General features: G+C 54.4%; 5 protein-coding genes. 3 read left to right on the top strand and 2 right to left on the bottom strand.

Going from position 1 to position 4,477, the window contains the following annotated elements:
• Nucleotides 1-222 precede the first annotated feature (222 nt).
• From AC2VNK_RS07740 to AC2VNK_RS07730, 3 genes are read left to right on the top strand one after another with little or no spacing between them, the layout of a single operon-like run.
• On the top strand, nucleotides 223-825 hold the full coding sequence (locus AC2VNK_RS07740; protein ID WP_486883371.1) for a hypothetical protein: 603 nt from the start codon (nucleotides 223-225) through the stop codon (nucleotides 823-825).
• Between the two features lie 18 nt (nucleotides 826-843).
• Complete coding sequence (locus tag AC2VNK_RS07735; protein ID WP_486883370.1) at nucleotides 844-1,842, top strand: aminoglycoside phosphotransferase family protein; 999 nt, start codon at nucleotides 844-846, stop codon at nucleotides 1,840-1,842.
• Between the two features lie 4 nt (nucleotides 1,843-1,846).
• Nucleotides 1,847-2,593: an HAD family hydrolase gene (locus AC2VNK_RS07730; protein WP_291525115.1), complete on the top strand. Its 747-nt coding sequence runs from the start codon at nucleotides 1,847-1,849 to the stop codon at nucleotides 2,591-2,593.
• A 53-nt stretch (nucleotides 2,594-2,646) separates the two neighbouring features.
• Here AC2VNK_RS07730 and AC2VNK_RS07725 read toward each other — a convergent pair whose 3' ends face one another.
• Together AC2VNK_RS07725 and AC2VNK_RS07720 are read right to left on the bottom strand one after the other, a co-directional pair.
• Nucleotides 2,647-3,390, bottom strand: a complete 744-nt coding sequence (locus AC2VNK_RS07725; RefSeq protein ID WP_291525114.1) for a winged helix-turn-helix domain-containing protein — start codon at nucleotides 3,388-3,390, stop codon at nucleotides 2,647-2,649.
• A 3-nt stretch (nucleotides 3,391-3,393) separates the two neighbouring features.
• On the bottom strand, nucleotides 3,394-4,477 hold a 1,084-nt coding region (locus AC2VNK_RS07720; RefSeq protein WP_486883369.1), incomplete at its 5' end, for an ATP-binding protein.

The raw sequence follows: 4,477 nt of genomic DNA, 5'->3' as shown, positions 1-4,477 counted from the left end.
CGGCCCAAACAGCCAGCCGGAACCCACTATGGCTCCCAGACTCGCGTAAAGCAGCCCGATCAGCCCCCCTTCCCGCCGCAAATGACCTGCCGCCATGGCATGCTTCCTCTTTTATGGTCTGTGTAAATACCAGAACTGAGTGGGGAGTGTAATGCAACCCTGCGCATCACAACACTGCATCGTGTTTGTTTTACCGACCTCGCCCATGGTACAAGCATTCTATTGAGTACATTGACGGTGTCCCTGCTCATCAGAGAGGATATCGCACGAGCAGATGTTGCTTACCCGGCAAAGGAGAAACGGAGATTGGCAGCCCGCAAAAAAAAGCAAGCCAAATCCGGTCGTGGTCGATGGGTGATTTTCGGCGTCCTGGCGGTCCTGCTCGCCGCCGTCGCCGTGGGCATTGCCCTTAACCTGCCGGTTCGTCCGCGCAGAATCGGCGCGCCGGTAGCGACACCGGAATCCGCGGTGCCAACGCCAGTTCAACGTGCCGTCGATCTTGGGTCTTATGGCGTCACCGTCACCAACCATGCCGGGGAAATCGAAGCTCTGACTATTCATCCGGTGGCGATCATGCAGGGCAATGGCCCCTGGAAGAAGCTTCACCCCCTGCAGGAACAACTTGACGCGCGCATCGCCAACCCCTTCATGGCGTTTCCGGATTTGGCTGGCATCACCACTTCCACCACCGCCCAGTCCGCACTGGAGCAACAAATTCTGCAAAACGTTACACCGCTGCTGAAGAGCGCGGAACCAGGCTGGAAAGTCATCGGGATACAGTTGCATCCGTCGCTGCATTCCCCACCCTTCTCCGGAGATTCATGACAAGGCAAAAGGGTTAAAATGAAATATCTGGGCCGCCTGAATCCCCATGATCCGCTCTACACGTATCTGCAAGAGCAGATATATCCACAGCTACTCACAGAACAGCGCCCCCATCAGTTTCGGGTATTTCAGTTTCCGGCATCCAATGAAGTTTTTCTCTACGAGGAAACCCATTCACAGCGGAAAGTCATCGGCAAGTTCTTCAACCGGACCAATAAAGATCCGCAACAAGCCTGGGACCGGGTACACAACGAATGGCGGCATATGCATATGTTGCGCGACCTGGGCTTCAAAACCGGGCGACTGTATATTCCGCAACCCCTGGGAATTTCATGGGATATGAACAGTGTCATTATAGAGGAATTCTGTCCGGGACAACCCCTCTCCAGAGTCATCGAGGAGAGCATTGAACGTAATGATGCAAAATTATTATATGCACGTCTGACGGACCTCGCCTATTTCCTTGCCAAATTACATAACTGGACCGCACGCTCTGAAACAGTGCGCTTTGATGCGCAGTTTGCCTATTTCGACAAGATCATGGCGCGCCTGCAAAGACGCCACCGGATATCCGCCCATCAGACCGGTGAATTCTATCATTACCGGGAGCACTGGCAGCAGATGGGCAGTATGTGGGCAGACCGGCAAGTTCTGATCCATGGCGACGCCACGCCCTCCAATTTTCTCTTCGCAGCCCATCGGCGCACCATCGCCATTGATCTGGAACGTATGCAGTTTGCAGATCGCGCGTATGATCTCGGCATGATTGCCGGGGAAATAAAACATCATTTCATGCGCAGCACCCATCATGGAGAGCATGCCGAACCATTTATCGGTCATTTTCTCTGGGAATACAGCACCCATTTTCCGGACCGCTATGCGGCTTTTGCATCGATTACTGAGCGAATACCCTTTTATATGAGCATAACCCTGTTACGCATTGCCCGTAATTCCTGGCTTGACTGGCGCTACAGCCAAGCCCTGGTCCACGAAGCCATTCACATTCTGCGGAGGTAATACCATGTCCATACGCGCCGTCTGTTTAGATCTTTATGGCACCATGATCAACATTGAAACCAATGAGGAAATGGAAGAAATTTATCGCGGCATTTCCCATTATCTCACTTATCACCGGGTCTTTATGAACCGGCGAGAGGTCCGGGAACGCTACTTCGCCATCATGAAGGAGAGAAAACGCCAATCCGCTGAACGATATCCGGAAATAGACGTCGAGGCGATCTGGCACACCTTGCTTATCCAGGAGAACAGCAAACCTGTCAAAGGCCGGGAAAGACTGGCAAAAGAATTGGCACGCCTGCATCGTGGCCTCTCCCGCACCCGCCTGGAGCGTTACGATGGCATTAAGCGCACGCTGAAAAGCCTGCAGGAAACCTACCGACTGGCCACTATTTCTGACGCACAACGCTGCTTCGCCCTCCCCGAAATGCGCGCGATGGGTATTAAAAAATATTTTGATATACGGATTATTTCCGGTGACTATGGTTATCGCAAACCCGACTCCCGATTATTCGCCATGGCCGCAGAGCAATTGGAAGTGGCTCCCCATGAAGCCATTTATGTCGGCAATGACATGTATCGGGATATTTACGGCGCACAACAGGCGGGGATGAAAACCATCTTTGTGGACTCCAATCAGGGCAGCAAATCCTATAACGATGTAGCGCCCGATTATTATGCGCGGGACTTCTATCAAGTGCTGGATGGCGTTGGATTTCTGGCGCAAAAACATGCGGATGGCGATGACTGATTACGGTTTTATCTTCGCCGCAAAAGCGCGTGCCATCTTGCCCTTGAGTAGTGTCATCTTGACACCTCCGGATCGCCAAATCGGTACCCAACCCCTTTTTCGGTCACCAGATATTGTGGCATTCCAGGATCATCCTCAATCTTTTCCCGCAGTCGTTTGATATATAACCTTACATAATGGGCCTGATCGCTACTCTGCTCTCCCCACACTGCACTAAGAATTCGTCGATACGACAATATTCGCCCCTGATTCATCACAAAAAGGTGGAACAGTTGATATTCCTTGGGCGTCATCGGAATGGACACCCCGCCCTTGCGAAGGGTATGGGTGAGATCATCCAGCTCCAAGACGCCAATGACCCAATGGGAAGATTCGGCGAATGCATTTGCTGGTCGTCGCCGCAAATGTGCGCGCAGGCGTGCGAGCAGCTCGCCAATGGTAAACGGCTTGGTCAGATAATCGTCGGCACCACTATCGAGGGCCTGTACCTTGTCAGCCTCGCTCCCGCGCGCTGAGATGACAATGATCAGTGCCAGCTCGCCTCCGTGGGCGCGTAAGCGACGAATCAGTCCCTGTCCATCCCCATCCGGTAAACCAAGGTCCAGCAGAATCAAGGCGAATGGCCGACTTTCCTGGATTTGTCGTTTTTCCCAAGCCTTCCAGGCATCTTTCAGCGTGGTTTCCCAGTACAAGCGATACCCTGGTTCGCGGTCCATCGCCGCCTGCAGAAACCCGCCAATACTCGGGTCATCCTCCACCAGCAGGATATCCAGATCGCCTTCGTGTATGGTCGTCATGACTTAATCTCCGTCAGATGGCATAGGCGGCTCAGTCTCCCGAGGTACGGTAAAACAAAACACCGCACCGCGCACTGCGACCCGGTTACGCACCCAAATACGTCCGCCGTGCAACTCTATAATAGCAGCACAAATCGCGAGGCCTAATCCGCTGCCGCCCAGCCCGACGGGCGGTTTGACCTGGCTGAAGCGGGTAAATATCTCCTCTTCGCGACCGGGCGGAACACCATAGCCGTGATCAATGATGCAGACCTTGATCTCGGTATCGTTCGCACTGGCTTCTAATTCTATGCCGCGATCACTCGGAGTATATCTGCAGGCATTTTCAAGGAGATTGGTGAGCACCTGCACGAGCAGTTGGGGATCTACGTGGAGCAACGGCAGGTCTTTGGATATCCGCGTCTGAAAAGGCCGATCCGCACATACGGTCTTGATCTGCTTGCGCGCGGTGACCAGCATGTCCTCTAAAGGGACCCATTCCTTTTGGAGATGGAGTCGCCCGGAGTGCAACGCGGCCATGTGCAGAATGCGATCCACGGTATATTCCATCTTTTCCGTCTGCTCACGGATATTTTCGAGGAGACCTCGCTCTTCCGCAGTCAGCCCCTGCGCATTGCGCTGGAGTGTCGTCGCTGTGCCCAGTACGCCAGCCAATGGCGTCCTGAGGTCATGGGAAACGGCGCCTAAAAGCGCATTTTGCAATTGCTCGACCCGCAAACGGACATCCGCTTCTGTACGTTGCCGGGATGCTTGCGCCGAATCCAGAGCCACCGCGATGAGTCGCCCCACCGTTTCGAGAAAGCGCAACCAGTCTGCGGGGGCCCGACGCAGGTCGAGATCAGACAGCATCATGACCCCCAGCGCACGCTCGCCGGACAGCATGGGCATAAACAGCGCCGGGATATCCGCCAGCGTGTCGGTGCTCATCCCGGCATTCTTTTTATTCAGAAAGCTCCACCGGGCGGCAGCCCGCAGGTTGCGTTGTGGAGCTTCCAGTTCGGTGGACGCTGGAAACATCTGCAACGGACTACCCGTGTTATCCGTCGGCGGCAGCCAGAATGCGACCGCGATACCCAGGGTCTGGTGC

The sequence above is a fragment of the Acidithiobacillus sp. TH-A35 genome (assembly GCF_057473505.1).
This window is presented reverse-complemented; position numbering and strand designations above follow the sequence as displayed.

What these genes read in the sequence shown, in the direction of transcription:
- AC2VNK_RS07725 (WP_291525114.1), bottom strand. Translation starts at nt 3,390, where the DNA reads ATGACGACCATACACGAAGGCGATCTGGATATCCTGCTGGTGGAGGAT.
- AC2VNK_RS07730 (WP_291525115.1), top strand. Translation starts at nt 1,847, where the DNA reads ATGTCCATACGCGCCGTCTGTTTAGATCTTTATGGCACCATGATCAAC.
- AC2VNK_RS07735 (WP_486883370.1), top strand. Translation starts at nt 844, where the DNA reads ATGAAATATCTGGGCCGCCTGAATCCCCATGATCCGCTCTACACGTAT.